This window comes from Enterococcus sp. DIV0755f (genome assembly GCF_051713725.1).
Taxonomy (GTDB): Bacteria; Bacillota; Bacilli; order Lactobacillales; family Enterococcaceae; genus Enterococcus_D; species Enterococcus_D casseliflavus.
The window spans coordinates 730,849-753,666 of sequence record NZ_JBIOQL010000001.1 but is presented as its reverse complement, the minus strand read 5'-3'; the positions used below and the strand labels follow the sequence as shown (position 1 = coordinate 753,666).

The following is a 22,818-nucleotide window of genomic DNA, read 5'->3' as shown; positions in this document are numbered from 1 at the left end:
TATAAACAATTCCCTCTACTTTTCCACTCAGACTTGTGCAGTTTCTCTTGACGGGGCGTTTTGTTCGATCAGATTGCCATCTTCCATTCGGAAAATGCGATCACTCCATTGGATCATTCGCTCGTCGTGAGTGACCATGACTGTCGCTTTCTTTTTCTCATGCGCTTCTTTCACCAATAACTTCACGACTTCATACGCATGATCCGTGTCTAAGCTGGCTGTTGGTTCATCCGCTAAAATCAAGCTTGGGTCATTAAACAACGCCCGGCCGATCGCTACTCGTTGACGTTCCCCACCAGATAAATCGCGGGGAAACTTGTCTTGAAGATCGAGAATATCTAATGAAGCAAGCAATTCATCAATCCGTTCCTTTTCCTTGGCTTTTCCTGAAACTTTGTCGACCAAATAAAATTGTTCCTTTACCGTTAGAAAAGGGATCAAATTCGAGCTTTGCAAGATAAACCCAATCTCTTTAAAACGCAACTTTCCTCGTTGCTTTTCATTTAATTGGGAAAAGTTCACCTGGTTTATGATGATCTCTCCCGATGTTGGACTTTGTAAGCCGCCAGCGATGGTCAAAAAGGTACTTTTTCCTGAACCAGAAGGACCGATGATACTGACAAATTCCCCTTCTTGAACATGAAAATTCAGTCCTTTTAATGCCGTTACTTCGGTATGCTGCTTGCCAAATTTTTTTATAATATCCTTCATTACTAAAATGTCTTTCATCTTTGTTACCCTCCTATTGCCGTGATTGGATCGACTTTTGTGACCGTCCGAATGGAGAATAAGCCGCCTAGAACTGCCACGAGAATCAAGATGCCGCTATAAAGCAGCCACTGCTTTAATTCAAAGAAAAATGGCATGGCATCTGGTAAAAACAAACTGGTGCCGTATGCCGCCGCAAAGGCTAGGGCTACCCCGATCACACCGACCATAAATGCTTGCGCAATAATTGATTTAGCAATAAAGCTGGTCCGAATCCCTTGGGCTTTCATCACACCAAAAATCGCCGTTTTTTGTAGGGTGATCACATACATGAAAATCCCCACGATTGCCGTTGCAACGACAAATAAGAAGTAGATCATGGCATTTAAGGTCAAGTTTTGGGCAGAAAATCCAGGAAGCTTTTCAATAAAGTCTTCCGTTGCCAACACTTTGAGCTGGGTTCCTTCTTGGTTATCGACTTTCGGATCACTTGATTTGGTCACAATGATATTGATTGGCTGCTCCTTATCAGATGCGAATGGTTGATTAGCAAACTTCATTTTCGTCCAAGTATCCAGGGAAGTATAAATCACTGGTGAGACCGTATAAGACGTTTCTGGGGTGATCCCAACGACTTTGAAGGTTTCATCTGAACGCCCGATTTTCACTTGGTCCCCGACCTTGATACCTTCTTCTGCTAAGTTTTCTGAAATCGTGATCTCATTTTCTTTTGAAAACAGCTTGCCCTCTAAGACTTCTGGTAACAAGAACGCATCGTCTTGTGTACCAAAAACAGTCACATTGACTTGTTCATCGTTGACCGTGATGACACTGCTATATAAACCAATCGGGGCTTTTTGAGTCCCTGCTACACGGTCAAGATCCCCTCTCGTCAATTGCGAAGCCGCAAATGTGTCATTCGCATCTTCTGATAAAACGATCGCGGATGAATCCCAGTCGACGATGGCCTTTTTAAAATCCCAGTTAAGCCCGGTAGCTAAGCCAGACAATATAAAAACAACATAGGCGATCAAAAACATGATTCCTACGATCAGCCCATATCTTAATTTTGAATAACGCATTTCTTTTATAGCCAGAAACATTGCTCTTTCCTCCTGTTTTCCAAATGTTGACAAAGTGTCACTTTTTGAAGAATACCACACAAGGTGACACTTTGTCACTTTTTACAACTCGGAAAGTTTGTAAGGTTGATCGATCATTCTTTTTCTGTCATTCACTGAGGATGTTTTTTTTTAAAGGAGTGAGAAAAAAGAGAGTTGAATAGTGGGCGTTTCGCGTAAAATACGCCATTTCCTTTTAACATTCTTGGCTAGATGTAAAAAAAGCATGGCCGACCGTAAATAGTCGAACCATGCTTAGGCAAAAACGAACACGAGGATTTCATTAATCGTATTCTAAAGATCAGCTGACCTTGCTTTGTCCAATTGTGGAAATTACTGCTCGTAACTGATGACACGAAGTATCAAACTGCCGTTTTTCCTCAGGGGTAAGCGTCAATTCAATAATTTCGCGGACGCCGTTTTGGTCCACGACTGCAGGAACACCTGTGAATAAATCGTTGATGCCATATTCCCCATCAAGGTAGGAAGACACCGGCAGAATCGCTTGCTCATCATTTAAGATCGCTCGAACGATTCTTGCGACACTCATGCCTATCCCGTAAAAAGTTGCTTGTTTTCGATCGATGATTTCATAGGCGGCATTTTTTACTCGTTCAGAAAGAACCGCTAGATCGGCAACGGTCAAACGATCCTTTTGCTTGATCAATTCTACGATCGGTTGCCCACCGATCGTTGTATGGGACCAGACAGCGACTTCCGAATCACCGTGTTCCCCAATGATATACCCATGAATATTTCGTGGATCGATGGCTAATTTTGCCGCCACTTCTTTTCGAAGTCTTGTGGTATCGAGGGTCGTTCCCGTACCAACGACACGATTGGCTGGCAACCCGGACACACGCCATGCTTGATAAGTTAAGACATCGACTGGGTTTGAAGCGATGACAAGCACGCCATCAAAGCCTGAAGCCATCACTTGTTTTGTGACGCTTGCCATAATTTCGGCGTTCACATCGATCAATTCAAGCCGTGTTTGTCCTGGCTTTTGGTTGATCCCTGCAGTAATAACGACGATATCAGCATCTTTACATTCCGAGTACTCTCCCGCCCAAACTTTGATGTTTTCTTGCCCCCATGACATACCGTCTAACAAATCGAGGGCTTCTCCTTCTGCTTTGTCCCGATTGACATCGATCAAGACCAATTCATTGATCAGTCCTTGATTGATCATGGAATACGCAATGCTCGTTCCAACGAAACCTGTTCCGACAACGACAACTTTTCTGCTTGTACTTTTCATGTGCGATCCCTTCCCTTTCTTTTCAAATACTTGTACTATTGTTTTGCGTAGAGTACGCATTTTCTTGAAAAATGGATGATTTTTTGTACTTTCTTAGTAACTATGATCGGCAATCAGCGCTTTGGTTTGCTGATACAAATGAACAGCATATTTTCCTAACACATAGCTGACGATAATCACGGCAAAGCTTGTTTCAATAATCGTTAAGGCTTGTAGAAACCCAAATATCAGTGGGTGATTTGCAAAAAACAGTGCTGATTTGAACATTGCCGTCGCCGAGATCACAAGAGGAAACGTAAATGCCGCATAGCTTGGGTAAAACCCGACTGCCAGCATGTTTTTCATATAAGCGACGACACAGAAATAAATCGTTTGTGACAATAACAGCATAAAGGCGACAAACCAAGCAGAGCCTTGTTCAAATACGGAAAGGTAACCTGCTAAGCAAAGAGAACCTGGTGCTGTTAAAATCGTGATCAATGGAACTGCCGCCCGTTCCGTCAGCTTTTGATGGACGATTCGCTTTAAAATAATCGGCAAAAGCGCAAAATACAATACCAATGTGATCCAGACGATCACTTCTCCTAGCTCTTTAAAAAAGACAGCAGAAGTATTGGGAATTACGCCAATCCCGACGAAGGTAATAAACCAGCTTGGATAAATGTATTCCAGCGAAAGGTCAACAGGCAAAATATGCACGACAACAAAATAGATCATTAAAGCAAAATGTAAGCCGATAGCCCCCCACCAGAGCAGATCATTCACCACTGCATTGGGAATGACCCGTTCAAAAACAGTGGAAATCACCATCAGCGCCATCGTAAAGGTCGGCGCCACCGAAGCAACGATTGGGTTTTGCAACTCTGACATCGTGTGCTTAAATGTAAAGCCTACTTTCAGAAGGAAGAGCCCCATGATGAAAATACCAAGGGTGCAAAACCCATTTCCAACCGTCTCCATTCCTTCTGAATACAATAAATTCCCCAAAGACACAGTGCCTAAAATCAAGCCGCAAATCGGGATTGGCAATGAATGTAAAAAATGCTGGATCGATGTTTTCATCAACTCATCCTTTCTTAATGTATGAAAATTTCAATTAAATTTGCTTTCTTTTTTCTCTACACTTATACTATAATCACCTGATAACTATTTGTAAAATTGTTCTTTTAAATACTAATTATAAATTTTATTAATAATAAAGGAGTCCGCAAAATGATTGAATTGCTCAAAACCTTCATTGTTGTTTATGAAACGAGAAACTTTAGTCTTGCCGCCAAACAGCTCTATAAAACTCAGCCAACGATCTCCTTACAAATCCAACGCTTAGAGGCGGAACTTGGCTTCAAGCTTTTTGAACGTAAAGGAAAACAATTGATTTTACCCACTAGCCAAGCGGAGTTTTTGTATCCTCGTGTGGTCGAGTCCCTCCGCTCTTTGTCCACTATTTTTTCGCAAGCCAAAGACACCAAAAATTTTAAAACAGCGTGTGTGCTCGCTTGTTCGAATACCACCGCCGTTTACTTACTGCCCAGCATCATGGCACAGCTGATTGCAGAATTTCCAACGTTTGCCTTTGAAATCAAAATCATGAATTCGCAAGAAGTGATCGATGCCGTCGAATCAAACAAAGCCCATATCGGCCTGATCGAAAAATCAATCGTTTCGCCATTGATCCAAAAAGAATTCGTTTATCGCGATGAATTGGTGTTAGCAGGCAACCTCGCTTCTGATTTTTGGGTCTTGCGAGAAAACGACTCGGGGATGTATTACATTAACGAAACCTATCTGTACGCACAGCACCTGCATCCGCAAATCATCAAAGCCAATAATAGCGAAGTGATTTTGTCCCTACTAAAACAAAACATCGGCAAATCGATCATTTCGAAACTTTCATTACCAGAAGACTTGCCCTGGCAGGAACTTGATCCAGAGTACCGCTATCGTGATCTTTTTATCATTCAGAATCGTCAGCGTGTGACGCCGGAAACCGGAGAGGTTTATGAGGAGATTAAACGGCTGTTGTTGGCATTGATTCCATAAATATTAGTCTTTTGAACCAATTAAAGTGAATACAAAAAAAGACGCTGGAGTGTCGTTTGTCACTCCTCCAGCGTCTTTGTATTTTTATAATTCCTTGATAAACCGTTTCTGTTCATGACTGCTATGATAGCCATGGTTTTCATAAAACCTGTGAGCAGCTTGGCGTTTAACATTCGAATTTAATCGAATGCCTTGCATTCCTCGCTGTCGGGCTTCTTCTTCAATTGCCGACAGTAGTTTCCCGCCAACGCCTTGCTTTTGCACTTGATCATCCACTACCAAACCTAAGACATTAAAAAATTGCCCAGCAGAATAAACTGTTGAATACGGCTGTGCTTCAATCATCCCAACTGCTTTTCCCTTTATTTCGGCAACAAGCAAGAGATGATCCTCCTCAGCTAAAATTCTCTTTAGGCCTTCGATCAATACTTCTTCTTCAATCGGATAGCCTAGTACTTTCGACAAATGAGTTAGTTCTTTATGATCAGACAATGCTGCGGCTCTAATTTTCATGATATTCTCCTGTCTTGCAGCTTTTGACTCAACTATATTTTTAGAATGCTTATTTGTCAAGAAAGCCCGTTCTGCGCCGCTGATGTGAAATACCAAAAACTACATAAACTGAGATTGAAATAAGAATTAAAAGAAAACCGACAAGCTGCCTTCTGACTTTCCTCCTTTCGTGCAACTCGTACAGAGGAGAGATTTTTGCATACCTTGGAAAGGATGGCTTAGGTATACATTCGCTATTGGCATTCAACCTACAAAGATTCTCGTCTGTTTCGCATTAGTATTAAAAAAGGCTCGTAAATACTTTGATAAGACTTACGAACCTTTTTCACTTTTCTATGGCACAAGCGGACTCGCCGCTTCGCGTGACTTTTTCTCAGTAGTGATTACTCTACATACAATGTCACAAATTTTGCGTGGCCTATTTTTTCAAGAGTGACTACATTCTTTTTCACAACAAGTGCTTCTTTTGTAGCTTCTTTTAAATCGACTGTTTCTACTACATTCACTGGATGATTGAATGTGATCGTCGCGTGTCCACATTCATCTAAAAGCCCATTGTATAGGCGAAAAATATAACCTGGACGATCTTCGGCTTTTTTCAATACACTCAGGGTCAGATTGCCATTGATCTCAAAAAGACTAAAGTTTGCCGGTAAGGTTGGTTCAACCGGTCCTAAAGTAAAAATCAAGCGGGAATTCAGGAATTCTGCGGTTTGATAAAGAGTGATCGGTGTTACTGCTTGTTTGGCACGTTGTGCAACATTTGCTTGATCAAATCCTTGAGCAAAGTAAGCAACAGAGAAATCAAAGTGCATCGTTTTGTGGCACTGTGCAGCTGGTGTTGCAATCACTGATTCTCCTGAAGCACGCCCTGGTCGATACAGTAGATTCTCTTTCCCCATGAAGCCATAGGTTCGGAAAATCGTTAAGCGAATCGTATTAAACGCTTTGCCCACGATCTCATATTCACGTACACCCTTGGGCATGACTGCTACGCCATGGGATGCATCGAATAAACCGACAAACGATTGACAAGTTTCTATGGCGATCGGCTGCTCATTCCATTGCTCTTTATTAGCTTCCCAAAGAGCCATTTCTTTTTCAAACACAACAGGGCGCTGCAACGTACCAAACTGTTGGTCAGCCAGCGAAAATTTCGAGGCAATTCCGGTATCAAATAGCACACATACCCGATGACTATCCACTTGTTGGTTTTCAACCGTTAAGTTGAAATCAATTTGTTGCGATTGTTTTTTCAACACGATCGTCAATTGGATCGGTAGTGAAGCCGAGACCTTCTTTTCTGCACGTTCAGCTAAATCCTTCGGAACCCTCAGCGTGAATGCCACATCAATCTTTTGGTAGATTGCTGATTGCTGAATCGAGATCGTTGGTTGCGCATCAATTGATGAAATCACAAAATCTTTCACAGGTGGTGAATAATTGAATGAATCACCATCGTCGCCATTTTCTTCAATGATCCCTTGATTTTGATAAAGCACCTGATTGGTTTTATCTAGAATATCTAACGAGCCATTGCTATTGACAGTAATCTGATAGTACTCATTTTCGATCGTATTGGTTGTAATCTCCTGCAATGGTGCGCTTGTATCACCTTTTAAATCAATTGTCAGCTGAGTATACCCCATACTCGGCACGTCAGTCGTTTCTATGGCAATCTTTGCTTTATAGACTTTCTCCGGCAAATAGATCTCCTTGACTGGATCTAATATGTTCCCCTGATTCAACACATACTCCGTTTGGTCGGTAAGCTCTAAAATCGTATAAGGTAACGCCTGACCTGACTGGTCAAGGATCGCAAATTCTTTTTGCGGCAAATAAACCTCTGCTTCGATCACCCCATTACGTTTTGTGTCATAGGTATTGAAAAGCGTAAAAGTAATTTCTTTTGCTTGTGGGTTGTTGATTGCAATAGAAATCTGTCGTAACATCAATTCGACAAGATTCATAGAAATATCTCGCGCTTGCTTATAGCGCATATAGATATCTTCGTTTGTCGTATCAGAAACACAAGAACCAATCGAATCATGCGCCGCATTTTCAAACATTAACTTCCAAATCTCTATGACTGTTTCTACGGGGTACTCAAATCCTAATTGCATAGCCATGGTTAAGATAGGCTCCATGACATTGACTAAGTAATGTTGGATCTGAGTGTTCATCGCCTTCAAATCAGGACGTGAAGAAAAAATCGTTTTGTGAATTCGCATCAATTTGCCGTTGATCAGTTCACCAGCGATTTCTTCCAACTCAGGATGGCGTGCTTTGACCGCAGCAATGTATTTTTCGATCGTTGAAAATTGTAACTCATACTCATCCTGATACAGTTGATTCATTCGATCAACCAATTCTGGAAGATTTTCTCTAACTGGTGCTTGGTCGAAACCATTTGGAAAATACACTTGATCCGTTGCACTGCGTCCCCAAGTCGTTTTAAACGGTTCTTGATGTAAGAACTCTGCTAATTCTGCTTCTCGTTCAGGAATGGCACCGCCAATGTAGTACCCACTTGGGATCTGGTAAACATTGACCACAGAACCATCTTCTCCACGCCATTTGTACTCTGTGTGTTTAACATCGTCATCACTGACACCGCGCCAAAACATCGTGTCAGTGATACCAAACTCACGATAGATTTGTGGCATACTAGCTGCTTGTCCGAAAGAATCTGGCACATAGCCGACATTCATGTAGGTTCCGAATGCTTCACAAATTTTCATGCCATATAACATATTTCGAACAATGCTTTCTCCCGAGATCACTAATTGATCGGTTTGTGTGTACCATGGGCCAATGATCAATTTTCCTTGTTGGACAAGTTGTTGAATCCTTTCTTTGTCCTGTGGGCGCCATTTCAAGTAATCATCTAACAGAGAAGCCTGTCCATCTAAAATGAAACTTTCATAAGGATCATCCTTTTCTAGTTGTTCAATGACGTTTTTTAGATCGTGCATCAAATAGATTTTCGAGCGACTCGTCGTAAAATACCATTCGCGATCCCAATGACTGTGGGGTACGACATGTACTGTTTTTTTCATTCAATCATTCCTCTCCCGTGATTAAAAAAGGCACGTAACGATGGGTGTCGTTCGTGCCTATTAATTTTTCTCAATTTTTTTACCATCTGGTACGCATAATTTGATCCTTACATAAATGCTTCGAATTTTGAAAATCGTTTCTCTTCAAATACTCTTATTTTCTTCCCCAAGTCTTGTCCTTGTCAGATACCTTAAACCGTTCTTGAAAATTCACCTGATCGTGCCTTTTCTTTTGCTACTATTTAGCTAATCAGCCTTGTTGCTTAGTTTTCAAAGCTCACTTCAATATCATCGAGGGCAATATCTTCTGTTTGTTCTTCTTGCTTATTGAAATTCACGAATAAAGGCGCGACAAAACCGATGAAGGCTGCTCCTGCAAATAGTCCAATCAAATACGCCCAACCGTTTCCAACAGTGAAGAAGCCGTAGATTCCCCCAACTGGTGGCATTTTGTCATACATTCCTAATGCGATCCCCAAACCAGAAGCAATTGCACCTCCCAACATGTTGATCGGCACAAGCCGTAATGGATTGACTAATGTAAAAGGAATTGCTCCTTCTGTGATTCCGATGAACCCCATAATAAAGTTATTACGCCCAGCATCCAGTAGCTCTTTGTTGAATCGATTTTTGTGGAACAAAGTTGCTAAGGCATATCCAAATGGTACCGCACAAATCGCAACGTTCACGATGATGGCTGGTAAATAGACTCCTTCCGCTAGTAACACATTTCCTGCCATCCAAGCAGCTTTGTTTACAGGTCCCCCTAAGTCAGAGCCAATCATTGCCCCCATGATGACTGCCAGTAAAATTTTGTTAACATCATTTTCAATCATGGTTCGGATCCATTCAACCAAACTAGTATTGATCCACGCCAATGGCTCAGAGAGTAAGGCGCCCATGACGATTGCTACAGACAATGTAGCAATCAAGGGTAAAATTACCAGCGGCATCACCCCAGCAAACGACTCCGGTAATTTGATATGTTCTTTCGCCCACTTCACTAAGTATCCTGCTAAGAACCCAGCAATAACTGCCCCTAAAAACCCAGCATTGGTGCTAGAAGCGACTGCACCACCGATAAAGCCGGCACCTAGCGCAGCCTTATCTCCAACAGAATACGCGATAAAACCAGCCAAGACAGTATTGATCAAGCCGATTCCTGTCCACCCTACTTGTTCAATCAAATAAAGCGCATGTTTAAAGCCTTCCGTGTCAGCATAAGGATCTAAGCTTGTGATCCCCATACCAAGAGCAATCATTTTCGGAATGGCAACAACCAGTGAAGCACCAATAATCAATGGCAGTACAAAACTAATTCCACTCATCAAGTGGCCTTTTAAATCTGCTAGAACTCTTTTCATCATCCTTGCCTCTTTCCTTTAGTTTGCGTTTCTTTGTTCAACAGCAGCTACACATTTCTTCAGCACCGCTTCCGGTGCTTTGATACACGTATTGATATTTACTCGAATTTGCGGTTTTCCTTCAAACCGTTCCATCCCAACAACTTTTTGGTCAGTCGCTAAAAGCAAGAAATCTGCTTCTTTTGCTTCGGCTGCAGTGATCTCATTGACTTGCCCTAATGAGCCTTGCTGTTCGATCTTGACCTCATAGCCAAGTTTAGCACCAGCTTTTTCTAAAGCTTTTGCCGCCATCGGTGTATGTGCCAATCCAGCTGGACAGGCGGAAATTCCTACTATTTTCATACAATTTTCTCTCCCATCATTTCCTTTTTGATCAATTCTGCTAAATAAGCTTTGTCTTCTGATTGTTGAATCTGCTGGATGAATGTCTCTTCAAGCAATGCGGTTGCTAGGCGACTCAACATTTGCAGATGCACCGTTCCTTCATCTTTTTTAGGAACCATCAAAGCAAACACATTTTTGACTGCTGAATCATCGAAGGTTTCCCATTCGATGGCTTGCTCTAAACGAATAAACAAAACGGTCGGTTCCAAAACCGGTTCAGCTTTTGCATGTGGAATAGCAAAGCCTTCTTGTAAGCCGGTTGAATATTGTGCTTCCCGTTCAATGAATGCCGCACATGTATCTGCTGCATTGGTAACGATCCCTGATTCATAGGCATGATGCGCAATTACGTGAAACAGTTCTTCTTTTGATGTAACAGCCACATTCAAGAGAATATTTTTTTTCTGAAAATCCATCTCATCTGCTCCTTTCCTTTATTATGAAACCATTATCGTAATTCGTGTGGTTTATTTTCTGTACACGTTTAATTTACGGTTTCTAATTCACGATGTAAACACAACAAATTTCCAATTCAAGTGGCAATCATTAGTAAAGCGTTTTCCAAAATGATTGCCAACTCTTCTGGAAATTTTCGGTACTGGTGAAGCATTTCATTCTTATCCTTTCTATTGTATGATGAGAAAGAGCACGGAGGTGAAACAAGTGTCAAAACTTGCTTATCAACGATTAGATGATCTAATGGAAGTATTAACTAGACAAACGGCGCCGCTACCAATGAAGGAGTTAACAAAAAGCTTCTCGATTTCTGAGCGAACGGTTCGGACAGACATTGCAAATTTGAACGATTTGTTAACAAATGTGGGTGCCTCCATCAAGTTGATTCGAGGGCAGGGCTATTTGTTGTCTATTGGTTCAAAAGAACGATTTCATGACTGGTGGACTGAAAGTATGTCGACTACCGAGTCCTTTCTAAATACGAGTGAAGAACGACAAGCCTATCTACTTTTCCTTTTATTTAAGAATGAAAACCCTTTATCCTTAGATGATTTTCTTGATCGATTATTTATTAGTAAAAACACCTTTTACTCATACTTAAAAACGGCTCGAGACAATTTAGCGACCTATCAATTAAAAATAGTAAATCGTCCAAATATTGGCTTTGAAGTCTTGGGTAACGAATTCGCCAAGCGACAAGCAATCAGTGATCTTTTGATTGAAAAAGATCTCCAAGAGTATTTGGTGGGTTTTACGGAAATGGAACTTGAGTTGTTTGATACGATTGATCTGACCCGCTTGCAAGAATTGTCATTAAATCATCTGGCGCCCTTAGACTTGTTAGACTCTGACTACTATCATAAAAACATTCTTTCTCATTTTGCTTTAGCAATCAGTCGCTTTATAGCTGGCCATCAGATCAACGAATTTCCCTTGCACGTGCCCGCGCTCAAAGAAGACGCCCAGAAAGTTGTTGGTCACTTCTTAGAAGAAATCGATCATGCATTTGATATACAATTGACTGCTGGAGAAAAACAATACTTCATTTACTATCTTGCGATGAATGCACCACGTTTAGTTGAAACAGGCGATGCAAGCGATTCTTCCACGAAAACTGCGAAAGCCATTGTGGAAGAATTATTAACTGCGATCAAACAGACGTCAAACTATGCGTTAGAGACAGACAAGATGCTAATGGACGATTTGACATCTCATATTGAGGGCTTTATCAACATGAATCTAATGGATGCACGCCGTAGCAATCCATTGCTGGCAACGATCAGAAAATCTTTTCCACAGGCTTATGATTTATGTTTGACTCATTTAGAAACGGTAAGCCTGAAACACGGTTTTTATTTTTCTCCTGATGAGATCGGCTATATCGCTTTGCACATCGCAGGTGCTATGGAAAGGAGTTCCATCAGAAATCATCATAAACATCGCGTCATCCTTGTTTGCGGAACCGGACGAGCCATGAGTCGTATTATTGAAGCAAAAATTATCAAACACTATCAAGAAACGATCGAAGTCGTTGATCGCTTTTCTTACGTCGAGCTACAACAATGTGATCTTTCTTCCATTGATTTTGTGATCACAACCGTTCCATTAGAACAGTTCTCGGTTCCTTCTATTTACATCAACATGGCCAAGCTAGATAAAGAAATTGGCAAAATCGAACCGTTCATTGAAACGCTCAGTGAATCAAAAGATGGTATCTATTCAGTGTTTCAAAAAGCATTTTTTCTTCATGAAAATCATGCAGATAAAGAAACCTTACTAAAGAAAATGGCGCAGCAATTGTACCAAAAAGATTTTGTGCCCCAAGATTTTTATGATAGTGTGAAAAAACGAGAAGCAATCAATCAGACCAATATTAACGAGTGGCTTGCTATCCCCCATCCCATGACATTGATGGCAAAACGCTCAGCCGTTTCAGTGGCGATCATTCCTGATGGTGTTGATTGGGGAAATGGTGATATGGTTAAATTTGTCTTTCTCTTTGCGATTCAAAAAGACGAATATGAAGATACCGAAGAAATCTATAGTCTTTTATTAGAATTGATGGATCGTGAAGATATTCAACAAGCAATCCTGCAAAAAAGTGACTATCACCACTTTTTGAGCTGTATAAAGCAATTATAAAAGGAGCTGGGGAATCCAGCTCCTTTTGTTGATTCTAACTTTTGTGAAATGCATGCAAACTATGGTTAAGGAATAGAAGGTTTCTGAAATCATGAACGATAGACATATGTTAAAAATCAAACAGTTTCTATTCAAAGATTAATGCATAAATCACTATGTTCACCAGTTGTTACTGCCAGCCAACCACATTAAGTTCTGGCCACTTCGAACACCATTTTTCAATCTTTTTTTCATAAACTTCCCGGGAAATCATCGCTTTGTTTGGTCTTACTATCCCAGAAAAGAGATCATACATGCCATAAGGGGCAAAAACCTGGAGCTTGCTTTCCTGATCAAAAAAAACACCGATCGAGGTTGCAGTACTAGGCCAAGTACTGATCGCTTCTTCAGTAGAGGTATATGCGGGAATAGAAAACCCGAATTCTTCTTCATACCATAGGTGCACCCTTGCCTCATTCTTTACATCCAGCGCATATTGATTTTGTTTAGTAGTTTCCACTATTTGTTCTAGTACCATGCGTTCTCTCTCTTGACTCAAATCTGTGTCAAAATAAACGATATCCACATCACTTATTCCGTAACCGATGGGCTTAGAAAAAAGATGATTCCATACAGACTGCGTGACACTTCCTCCACCGACATAGAGGTTTGGAATACCTAAAGCCGAGACATCTTTAATGATCTTGTAAAGAGTAGTATCTTTTTTCAAAATATTAATCAATACCGTTTCTTGAATAGCTAGACTCTTATTCTGATACATTGTTCTTCTCCTTTTCTAAGGATTATTTTTAAATAATCTTCAAAATAATTGTGAGATTCTATACCATCTAAATAAGATGCGAATGTATATTTAATTAGACTCTGACAAAACTTTTTTTACTTATAGACATTGTATCATTTTATTCAAAGTAATTGCTTTAAATAGAAAAAAATGACAACTATCAACTAAAAATCAAAAGAGCGATAGTTACCAACAATTTCCACTTATTTGACAATCCCTCCCTTTTCAGCTAAGATTTTCTTATTGTCACATTAATTGAATATCCAAACCACCACCGGGTGATTGAAGTGTTTGGTAAACTCATTAGGTCCTTGAAGAGTTTACTGGATGCTTATTTTTTTTGAGGAGGAAAAAGTATATGACATGGATGTATTTATTTTTAGGCGGTTTTTTTGAAGTAGTATGGGCTTCGACTATGAAGCTAAGTAATGGATTTACCCACTTTTGGTATAGTGTCTCTACACTACTCGGAATGATTTTCAGCTTTGGCTTCCTGGCTTTAGCGGTAAAAAACTTACCATTAAGTATTGCTTACCCCGTTTGGACAGGGATAGGCGCAGTTGGTTCGATCATTGTCGGGGTCGTGTTCTTCAAAGACCAGCTATCCCTTCTGACTTGGGTGTTCGTTGCTTTATTAATAGTCGGGATTTTGGGCATCAAGTTTACCAGCGGACATTGATGATATCTAAAAAAACAGCCGTCAGTTCACTTCTGGCGGCTATTTTATGGCAATTCATTCAGTTTCAGTATAGATATAGTTAGCTTTAGTATAATTAAACTTTACTTTTATATAACTATGGTTTACAATGGTTTTGGGAGGTGATCGTTTGAAGGAAGATTTTGGCGACTCTATTGCTAATAAAGTATATGAATATCGGGTGTTAGCTAGGCTTACTCAGCAAGAACTTGCGGACAAAGTAGGTGTTTCAAAACAAACGATTTTTGTCATGGAAAAAGGCAACTATACGCCAACGCTTTTATTAGCCTATCGTCTAGCGAACGTTTTTCAAGTGGACATCACAGATTTATTTACTTATACAGAAGGAGAGAGGAAATATGGTCATTAAATCACTTTCAGATATTCCCAGCGCATTATTTTACCGTCTGAAAACTTGGGCCGAATATTCTAATGCCAACTGGAACCTATTGCTAGGTATCGGTATGCTTTTACTGATTTTTGGCATTGCTTTGGTTTATGTTTACACTAAAAAAATTGGCAAAGAAGATGAACATTCGCAAAAAATTTATTACATCTCCGTGAATGCGATGCTGCTAACGATCGTCTTTTTAGACATTCTCTTTCCAAAAGATTACATGTGGAATCAGTTTTTCCTTTACAAGTATGCTCTGGCTTTTATAGTGAGCGGGCTGAGTTTGGTTTATCAGTATAGAAAACAATTTTTATAAAAAACAAACTCGGTCCCTTTAAGATGGGAACCGAGTTTTTTTTCTGTGATCAGTACCTGTTCATAGATCACTCACTTTTTATTCGCAGAAGTAAAGCAGAAAAACTGCAAACAATCGTAACATTCGAAAATTGTTTGCAGTTTCCTACCTCTAATTTAGTATAAGCAACACTCGATCAAAGCTTCTTCAAGCGTTTCTTCGATCCTTCTTACTCACTCTTTCTTTTTGAGCGTTTCATAAAGAGACCTAATAGTGATGCGACAACCAATGCCACTCCTCCATACAAACCGTAAGGCGTTGCTTGTTCCCCAGTTTTCGGAAGAATTTTTTCACTAGTTGCTGTTTTTGTTGTTTCTGGTACTTTAGTCGTTGGTTCCTTATCAGTAGACGATGTCGTAACTTCTGGATTTGTCTGATCATTTGGTGTGTTGCTTGGCTCTTTTGATGGGTCTGTCGGTTCGGTTGGATTTTTTATATACGTCACAGTCAGTTCCCTATCTTCATCTTCCACAGTCAATCCTGTTTGTTCTTTGACCGTCGTAACATCTGCCGTGTAGCCATCAATATTCTTGCTTTTCACCGCATCAAAGGTCGTATCATCATCTTTAGCTTGCCATTCTCCAAAAGTTTTGTCACCTGTTGCTTCATTGGTAATGACAGTTCGTGTAAAAGTAACACTGTCCGTTTTGTCTGGTGCGGCTTCTTTGCCGCCTTCGTAGATATAATGAATCGTTTGCTTGACCTCTTTGGTTTCTGTTGACTCAGTTATATTTGGTGAGTAAGTAACGGTCAATTCGCGGTCTTTGGTGACGGCTGTCAAACCTGTGACTTCATCTATGCTTGTTTTGTCTGCGTGATAGTTCTTGATTTCAGGACTTTTCACTTCATCAAACGACGTGTCATCATCTTTAGCTTGCCATTCTCCAAAAGTTTTGTCACCTGTTGCTTCATTCGTTGTAACTGTGCGTGTGAAGGTGACCGTGTCTACTTTGTCTGGGGCGGCTTCTTTGCCGTCTTCATAAACATAACGGATCGTTTGGTTGACTTCTTTGGTTTCCGTAGATTCGATCATGTTTGGCGAATAAGTGACAGTTACTTCAAGATTTTCTGATTCTGCAGTCAACTCAATGACTTTATCAATCATTTTTTGGTCTGCATTGTATTTGTCAATTTCTGGACTTGACACTTCATCAAACGACGTGTCATCATTTTTGGCTTGCCATTGACCATAGGTATTTTTTCCTGTTGCTTCATTCGTTGTGACTGTGCGTGTGAACGTGACCGTGTCTACTTTGTCTGGGGCGGCTTCTTTGCCGTCTTCATACACATAATGGATCGTTTGCTTGACCACTTTGGTTTCTGTTGACTCAGTCATATTTGGCGAGTAAGTAACGGTCAATTCTCGGTCTTGGGTGTCGGCTGTCAAACCTGTAACTTCGTCAATGCTTGTTTTGTCTGCGTGATAATTCTTGATTTCAGGACTTTGTACTTCATCAAACGTTGTATCATCATCTTTGGCTTGCCATTCACCAAAAGTTTTGTCACCTGTTGCTTCATTCATTGTGACTGTGCGTGTAAAGGTGACCGTGTCTAGTTTGTCTGGTGCGGCTTGTTTACTATCTTCATACACATAATGGATCGTTTGCTTGACCTCTTTAGTTTTTGTTGACTCAGTCATATTTGGCGAGTAAGTAACAGTTACTTCGGAGTCTTTGGTGTTAGCTGTCAAACCTGTAACTTCGTCAATGCTTGTTTTGTCTGCATGGTAGTTCTTGATTTCAGGACTTTGTACTTCATCAAACGTTGTATCATCATCTTTGGCTTGCCATTCACCAAAAGTTTTGTCACCGGTTGCTTCATTCGTTGTAACTGTCCGTGTGAAGGTGACCGTGTCTACTTTGTCTGGGGCGGCTTCTTTACTATCTTCATACACATAATGGATCGTTTGCTTGACCTCTTTGGTTTCCGTAGATTCGACCATGTTTGGCGAATAAGTGATAGTCACTTCGCGATCTTTGTCCTCTGCTGTCAAACCTGTGACTTTATCAATGCTTGTTTTGTCTGCGTGATAGTTCTTGATTTCAGGACTTGACACTTCATCAAACGTCGTGTCATCATCTTTAGCTTGCCATTGACCAAAAGTTTTGTCACCGGTTGCTTCATTCGTTGTAACTGTCCGTGTAAAGGTGACCGTGTCTAGTTTGTCTGGGGCGGCTTCTTTGCCGTCTTCATAAACATAATGGATCGTTTGTTTGACTTCTTTGGTTTCCGTAGATTCGATCATGTTTGGCGAATAAGTGACAGTTACTTTAAGATCTTCTGATTCTGCAGTCAAACCTGTGACTTTATCAACCGTTTTTTGGTCTGCATTGTATTTGTCAATTTCAGGACTTTGCACTTCATCAAACGTCGTGTCATCATCTTTGGCTTGCCATTCTCCATAGGTATTTTTCCCTGTTGCTTCATTCGTTGTCACTGTCCGTGTGAACGTGACCGTGTCTACTTTGTCTGGGGCGGCTTCTTTGCCATCTTCATACACATAATGGATCGTTTGTTTGACTTCTTTGGTTTCTGTTGACTCAGTCATATTTGGTGAGTAAGTAACAGTCGATTCACGATCCTTGTCCTCTGCTGTCAAACCTGTGACTTTATCAATGCTTGTTTTGTCTGCATGATAGTTCTTGATTTCAGGACTTTCCACTTCATCAAACGTTGTATCATCATCTTTGGCTTGCCATTCACCAAAAGTTTTGTCACCTGTTGCTTCATTCATTGTGACTGTGCGTGTAAAGGTGACCGTGTCTAGTTTATCTGGTGCGGCTCCTTTGCCGTCTTCATAAACATAATGGATCGTTTGTTTGACTTCTTTGGTTTCCGTAGATTCGATCATGTTTGGCGAATAAGTGACAGTTACTTTAAGATCTTCTGATTCTGCAGTCAACTCAATGACTTTATCAACCATTTTTTGGTCTGCATTGTATTTGTCAATTTCAGGACTTTGCACTTCATCAAACGTCGTGTCATCATCTTTGGCTTGCCATTCTCCATAGGTATTTTTCCCTGTTGCTTCATTCGTTGTCACTGTGCGTGTGAACGTGACCGTGTCTACTTTGTCTGGGGCGGCTTCTTTGCCATCTTCATACACATAATGGATCGTTTGCTTGACCTCTTTGGTTTCCGTAGATTCGATCATGTTTGGCGAATAAGTGATAGTCACTTCGCGATCTTTGTCCTCTGCTGTCAAACCTGTGACTTCCTCAATGCTTGTTTTGTCTGCGTGATAGTTCTTGATTTCAGGGCTTTGCACTTCATCAAACGTTGTGTCATCATCTTTGGCTTGCCATTTACCAAAAGTTTTGTCACCTGTTGCTTCATTCGTTGTCACTGTCCGTGTAAAAGTCACAGTGTCCGTCTTGTCTGGTGCGGCTTGTTTACCGTCCTCATAAACATAATGGATCGTTTGCTTGACCTCTTTGGTCTCCGTAGATTCGATCATGTTTGGCGAATAAGTGACAGTTACTTCAAGATCTTCTGATTCTGCAGTCAACTCAATGACTTTATCAACCATTTTTTGGTCTGCATTGTATTTGTCAATTTCAGGACTTTGTACTTCATCAAACGTTGTATCATCATCTTTGGCTTGCCATTCACCAAAAGTTTTGTCACCGGTTGCTTCATTCGTGGTCACTGTGCGTGTGAACGTGACCGTGTCTACATTGTCTGGCGCAGCTTCTTTGCCGTCTTCATACACATAATGGATCATTCGCTTGACTTCTTTTGTTTCCGTTGATTCGACTATCTTTGGCGAGTAAATGACAAATTCTTCAATATCTTCTGAATCGGCCTTTACATCCATGACTTCATCAATAAAATCCCTGTCTGTATAGTAGTTGGCTATCTCCGGACTTTTGACTAAATCAAATATCGTATCATCATCTCTTGCTTGCCATTCACCGAACGTTTCTTCGCCAGTGGCTAGATTCGTCCTTATTTCTCGAGTAAATTCAACTGTATCTACATGATCTGGAGCAGCTTCCGTACCGTCTTCATGCAAATAGTGAATGATTCGTGCGACAATTTTCCTTTCTTCCTTGGTTTCTATCAAGGGACTATAGATATACGTGACCGTTTGCGGAACATTACTAAAGACAACCTTCTCATCACCATGGACTTCCTTCAATGTATAGTTAGGAATATCTTCAGGAACAACTTCAATTGTATCGCCAATATTTCCGCCAGTCAGTACATTCGGGGGCAATAATTCATTGCCATCTTCATCTAAGTAATTGACCGTAACTGGTGCGGCCTCAATGTGATGAGGCTGCCACACATAAGTGTCCGCCATAGACGCGCCATCGTAGGACATAACAAGATCTTTTGATGAGTAGACATAATCGCCATAAGGCGCATCAACTGTTCCATTTCCTACATTTTGCCAATATCCTGTATAGTAACTGGAATGAAAGCCATACATGTCACTAGGCTCTGACAAATTGACCGGATAGGGATTACTTGACGAATTTTTCCACCCAACAAAACTAAAATTCGGCCCCAACTTTAATTCCTTTAAGTACAAAGCATTGCCTAAAAATTCGTTCATCCCTGCTCCCAATGAGCTTATTACACTACTGCTATCAAAGTTCGACAAATCTAGCGATGATCCTCGAAAGCCATAGAACATATTATTCATTGTGGTCGCTTGACTCGTATCAAGAAAAGTCAGTCCTACAATTTCATCCAACTCCGAAGGGACTTTCCCATCATGAGAGGTACTTTCAAACAGACCTGGCACATCTGCTGGTAGAATGACTGGTGCTGTGAGAATAACTTTTTTTATGACCATATTTTTAAGTTCTTCCGTTAAAGGAATCACTTGATCCACCGCAGTTGTTAATGTACCTGCTCCTACAGCCAAAACCCCTTCAATATCTAATGTTGCTGGCGCAGTCCCCCACATGCCCGTCCACAATATATTTTCTGCTAGCGCAGATTTTACTTCCTGACTCTCATCAGCCGCCATACTGCTTTCTGTGTCTTCTTCTGTACTGGCGTTTTCTGCAGACTGTTCTGTTCGCTGATCAGATTCCGTTTCTTCTACTTGAGTTGTCTCGACTGTTTCTTGTTCAGTTTCTTGTTCAACTGCTTTTCCTTTGCTCCCCGTTTCAGAAGTGGTCGTTTCCTCCGTTACTGCTGGTTCGGAAACTTGCTGTTCAGAAAGATTCTCACTCGTACTCAGTGTTGCTTCCTCTATCTCTGAAGTGCTGATTGTTTCGGCCGCAGCAGGGATGCTAACAACTGCTTGTGTAACAATTGGGCTTCCCAAAATAAACACTGACGAACTAACAAGAAGACGCGACAATAGTTCTTGCTTCGCTGATTTTTTCATTACTGTTCCCTCTTTCAATTTAAGTGAATAAGCGCAGCGACACTCTCCCCAATGCAAAAAAGCTGCCCGTTGACAACTACTTCTTACTTCTATGTAATACGTTCGTTGTTCTCATTCCTTATGCCTGCATTATTACATGGTTCTCGGAGCAGGACACGACAATAAACGGCTTGAAAAATACAAAAAAAGTCCTATTTTATAAAAAGAAAATAAAGGAATATGAAGGGGACGACCGCTAAAAGTGTATACAAAATACAATAAATAACACGTCATTGTCAGACTACACTCTATTTTTAACTCTTTCTTCTCAATAACTTACCACACTGATGGGAATTCTGTGATTCTAAAAAGATGTGTTAGAATCAAAAAAAAGAGGACTGATTCTTCAGCCCCCTTTTCTTTGTCTGCTTTTTTAATCAATGAAGCGTAAGCAACACCGTCATTCAAGAAAACACTGGCTTACCATTACTTTTGCCGATAGGTAACCATAAAGAGACGTTCCGTTTTTTCGAAATGTACTCCCTTTATCGCGCTATCCCTTAAAAGCTATCGCATCAATTTGAAAAAGAATCCCCACCTCGCCAGAATGAGCAAATTCTGTCTGAATCGATTTTCTAACAGGAAATTTCCCATGGAAGGTTTCTTTTAAAATCTTTTCCATAATCGGAATATCAAAAATATTTTTGAAAAGTACATCCATCTTTACCACATCTGCTAGTGCCAAATCCACCAATTTTAATCGCTCTTCTAATTGCTTCAGTGCTCCTACAATCTGCTTTTCGATCGGCTCGCCAATATTTCCCACGCAATAGCCAACAAAAACAAAATTTCCTGCTTCGATCACGCCCGAAAGCGCCCATTCCTCATTAATATCATAACGTTTTATCATTTTCTTCTTTACTCCTTTTGCGTTTGAGCCATTTTTTTCACTACTTTTATAAAAAATACTTCTATGCCTATATTTTGCCAAAACACGGGAAATTCAATGATTACCGCAAATGAATGTTTCGTTTTTCAACCAAAAGAAAAACTCCTAGGACCACCATCATGATGGAAAGAGCCATTCCTACAGAAAACTCATCACGACTTCCAAAATGAAGAATCTGCCAAAGCCTTGTCAGCTGCTTTACATTTGCGGCTTTTACGATCAGCTGTAAAAGATAATAGAGGAAAAACAAGAGGGCAGTGACACCGAATGCTTTTGCTGCCGTGTAGCAAACAAGCGCTTTTTCTTGTTCATCTTTCGTTTGGACAAAGGCATAGTATACCCAATAGCCCCCATATATTGATGTAAGAATAGACACTGTTACGATAAAATACTTTGTAAAAATATACCCTACTTCCCCGATACTCATAACCATTCCTTCTCTTCTAGTACATTTGGTGTTCATTTTGATGATGCTCTTCTACTTTGGCTCATGTTTAACAGCTTATTGATTTTTGCTTTATTGCTTCAGCCAACCTTTATTTACGGCATCATCTATAAGTTTTCTAACATAGTCCCAAACTTCTGGCATAATTTCTTTGATGACCTCGTTTCGTTTTAATTCGCGTTCAACATCAATGTTATTTTCTAACCAGGTATTCCCGTCACAGTAGTATATCTGCAAGACAGGCTGTAACCTATCGATTGCCGCTGCATATTTTGCTTCTACGGTTGCCATTTCCTCAAACGCTTCCCACAAAGCCATAAAATCATCTTATTGTTCACTCGGTAATGTAGAAAATAAACTTGTAGCTGCTTCCCGTTCTCGCTGTACTTTATCCAGGTACCCAGCTTCATCATAACAATAGGTATCACCCGCTTCGATTTCTACCATATCATGAATAATTAACATTTTGAGTGCTCGCAACAAATCCACTTGCCCTTCGGTTGCGACATGTTCTGCAAGCAATAGTGCACATAATGTCAAATGCCAGGTGTGCTCTGCATCATTTTCCCGTTGGTTTCTATCATAGATCAGTGTTGATTGTCTAAGGATAGATTTAAGCTTGTCAGCTTCGACAATAAACTGGATCCTCTTTTCTATTGCATTCATCTGTGACCTCCACTTATTTGTTAAATGAATTTATATCAAAGGTACAGCTTTTTTCCACAATGCCTCCAAAGTTGCATAAAAAGACTGCAGCCTTTTCTTTTGGTAAAACAATTACTCCTGCACAAACCTAAATGAAAGGCTCCTTTCAAACTTCCTA

General features: G+C 40.5%; 18 protein-coding genes and 1 pseudogene. 5 read left to right on the top strand and 14 right to left on the bottom strand.

The annotated features are described in order from the left end of the window. Positions 1-27: 27 nt before the first annotated feature. The 4 genes from IGI73_RS03450 to IGI73_RS03435 all read right to left on the bottom strand — a co-directional run bounded on the left by IGI73_RS03450 (position 28) and on the right by IGI73_RS03435 (position 4,152). Positions 28-729, bottom strand: coding sequence for an ABC transporter ATP-binding protein (locus IGI73_RS03450; protein WP_077453594.1), 702 nt, complete (start codon positions 727-729; stop codon positions 28-30). Positions 730-734: 5 nt separating this feature from the next. Further along, positions 735-1,811: an ABC transporter permease gene (locus IGI73_RS03445; RefSeq protein WP_123834059.1), complete on the bottom strand. Its 1,077-nt coding sequence runs from the start codon at positions 1,809-1,811 to the stop codon at positions 735-737. A 319-nt stretch (positions 1,812-2,130) separates the two neighbouring features. Continuing rightward, on the bottom strand, positions 2,131-3,090 hold the full coding sequence (locus IGI73_RS03440) for an L-lactate dehydrogenase (RefSeq protein ID WP_010747562.1): 960 nt from the start codon (positions 3,088-3,090) through the stop codon (positions 2,131-2,133). Positions 3,091-3,183: 93 nt separating this feature from the next. After that, positions 3,184-4,152, bottom strand: coding sequence for a TDT family transporter (locus IGI73_RS03435; protein WP_438759094.1), 969 nt, complete (start codon positions 4,150-4,152; stop codon positions 3,184-3,186). Between the two features lie 150 nt (positions 4,153-4,302). Between IGI73_RS03435 and IGI73_RS03430 the strand changes: the two genes are divergently transcribed. Further along, a complete protein-coding gene (locus tag IGI73_RS03430) occupies positions 4,303-5,130 on the top strand; it encodes a LysR family transcriptional regulator (protein ID WP_016610507.1) in 828 nt (275 codons plus the stop codon). An 84-nt stretch (positions 5,131-5,214) separates the two neighbouring features. Here the strand turns inward: IGI73_RS03430 and IGI73_RS03425 are convergent, their stop codons facing one another. The 5 genes from IGI73_RS03425 to IGI73_RS03405 form a co-directional block, all read right to left on the bottom strand. Continuing rightward, positions 5,215-5,643 (bottom strand): GNAT family N-acetyltransferase, encoded by a 429-nt coding sequence (locus tag IGI73_RS03425; protein ID WP_428221105.1) that lies wholly within the window; start codon positions 5,641-5,643, stop codon positions 5,215-5,217. A gap of 383 nt (positions 5,644-6,026) precedes the next feature. Further along, positions 6,027-8,702: a mannosylglycerate hydrolase gene (gene mngB / locus IGI73_RS03420; protein ID WP_428221104.1), complete on the bottom strand. Its 2,676-nt coding sequence runs from the start codon at positions 8,700-8,702 to the stop codon at positions 6,027-6,029. Between the two features lie 263 nt (positions 8,703-8,965). Continuing rightward, positions 8,966-10,066 (bottom strand): PTS fructose transporter subunit IIC, encoded by a 1,101-nt coding sequence (locus IGI73_RS03415; protein ID WP_015509121.1) that lies wholly within the window; start codon positions 10,064-10,066, stop codon positions 8,966-8,968. An 18-nt stretch (positions 10,067-10,084) separates the two neighbouring features. After that, on the bottom strand, positions 10,085-10,408 hold the full coding sequence (locus IGI73_RS03410) for a PTS fructose transporter subunit IIB (protein WP_005237427.1): 324 nt from the start codon (positions 10,406-10,408) through the stop codon (positions 10,085-10,087). Continuing rightward, complete coding sequence (locus tag IGI73_RS03405) at positions 10,405-10,866, bottom strand: PTS sugar transporter subunit IIA (RefSeq protein ID WP_005225261.1); 462 nt, start codon at positions 10,864-10,866, stop codon at positions 10,405-10,407. Before IGI73_RS03405 ends, IGI73_RS03410 begins: the two co-directional genes overlap by 4 nt. Before the next feature lie 247 nt (positions 10,867-11,113). On the opposite strand from IGI73_RS03405, the gene IGI73_RS03400 reads away from it, so the two are divergent. Continuing rightward, on the top strand, positions 11,114-13,048 hold the full coding sequence (locus IGI73_RS03400) for a BglG family transcription antiterminator (protein WP_438759092.1): 1,935 nt from the start codon (positions 11,114-11,116) through the stop codon (positions 13,046-13,048). Positions 13,049-13,217: 169 nt separating this feature from the next. On the opposite strand, the gene IGI73_RS03395 is transcribed toward IGI73_RS03400, so the two are convergent. Next, complete coding sequence (locus tag IGI73_RS03395; protein WP_438759091.1) at positions 13,218-13,808, bottom strand: nucleotidyltransferase family protein; 591 nt, start codon at positions 13,806-13,808, stop codon at positions 13,218-13,220. Between the two features lie 379 nt (positions 13,809-14,187). Here IGI73_RS03395 and IGI73_RS03390 point away from each other — a divergent pair, with 379 nt between their 5' ends. From IGI73_RS03390 to IGI73_RS03380, 3 genes are all read left to right on the top strand, one after another. Continuing rightward, the gene (locus tag IGI73_RS03390) at positions 14,188-14,508 is read left to right on the top strand and encodes a DMT family transporter (RefSeq protein WP_086294617.1); all 321 of its coding nucleotides are present in this window, start codon (positions 14,188-14,190) and stop codon (positions 14,506-14,508) included. A 148-nt stretch (positions 14,509-14,656) separates the two neighbouring features. Beyond that, entirely contained in the window at positions 14,657-14,896 is a 240-nt protein-coding gene (locus tag IGI73_RS03385; protein ID WP_015509117.1) for a helix-turn-helix transcriptional regulator, read from the top strand. Then, complete coding sequence (locus IGI73_RS03380) at positions 14,886-15,236, top strand: hypothetical protein (RefSeq protein ID WP_016610497.1); 351 nt, start codon at positions 14,886-14,888, stop codon at positions 15,234-15,236. The genes IGI73_RS03385 and IGI73_RS03380 overlap by 11 nt, the downstream gene beginning before the upstream one ends. A gap of 208 nt (positions 15,237-15,444) precedes the next feature. Here IGI73_RS03380 and IGI73_RS03375 read toward each other — a convergent pair whose 3' ends face one another. The 4 genes and pseudogenes from IGI73_RS03375 to IGI73_RS03360 form a co-directional block, all read right to left on the bottom strand. Then, positions 15,445-20,622, bottom strand: coding sequence for a mucin-binding protein (locus tag IGI73_RS03375; RefSeq protein ID WP_438759090.1), 5,178 nt, complete (start codon positions 20,620-20,622; stop codon positions 15,445-15,447). A gap of 532 nt (positions 20,623-21,154) precedes the next feature. After that, complete coding sequence (locus IGI73_RS03370) at positions 21,155-21,511, bottom strand: RidA family protein (protein WP_015509114.1); 357 nt, start codon at positions 21,509-21,511, stop codon at positions 21,155-21,157. Between the two features lie 100 nt (positions 21,512-21,611). Continuing rightward, positions 21,612-21,977, bottom strand: coding sequence for a hypothetical protein (locus IGI73_RS03365; RefSeq protein ID WP_213357043.1), 366 nt, complete (start codon positions 21,975-21,977; stop codon positions 21,612-21,614). 90 nt (positions 21,978-22,067) lie between these two features. Continuing rightward, positions 22,068-22,661, bottom strand: a pseudogene (locus tag IGI73_RS03360) (HD domain-containing protein). Between the last annotated feature and the right edge of the window lie 157 nt (positions 22,662-22,818).